The organism is Blastomonas sp. UPD001, assembly GCF_003426715.1.
Taxonomy (GTDB): Bacteria; Pseudomonadota; Alphaproteobacteria; order Sphingomonadales; family Sphingomonadaceae; genus Blastomonas.
In genome coordinates, this window is record NZ_QKVT01000107.1 from 1 (window position 1) to 527 (window position 527).

1 protein-coding gene is annotated in these 527 nt (G+C 40.2%); it reads right to left on the reverse strand.

What is annotated here, in order from left to right; all coding sequences use genetic code 11:
* On the reverse strand, nt 1-516 hold a 516-nt coding region (locus DM995_RS22980), incomplete at its 3' end, for a 3'-5' exonuclease (RefSeq protein ID WP_198669503.1).
* Nucleotides 517-527 lie beyond the last annotated feature (11 nt).

Genomic DNA, 527 nt, shown 5'->3' on the forward strand with positions numbered 1-527 from the left:
CCTAAGAACGCAGATATAAATGTCCACGTGTTGGCAGTTGCGAATAAATATCTCTCGAATTTTTAGCGGTTCGCCGCGTACTTGAGCAGTTCGGATAGTGCGCGTCTTAGATGCGACTTTAAAGGGGTGAGCGATGCCGTGTAACTTGCAGCGAGTGATGATAAATGGTAAGTCAAATTGCATCCCGTTGTAGGTAAAAATTATTTCTGGATTTTTCTTTTCTAAATGATTGAGAAATTCCGTGATTATTTTCGCTTCTGAAATATCTATAAAAACAGTGGGACACCCCATTTCATCCATACACCCGATGGCATAAATGCGATTCTCAACTGGGTCTATCCCTGCGGTTTCTATATCAACAAATAGTTGCGAAAGTTCCTGGTATCGCTTGAAGTGTACCTGGGGTTGCCAGGGTTTTATTGGGGTGGGGTCTTTCCAATATATGTCTAGCTTGCTTTCGTTTACAACGATTATACCCTTAGATTTTTTAACAAAATCTCTGTGATTATAACTCATGAATTAGAGAT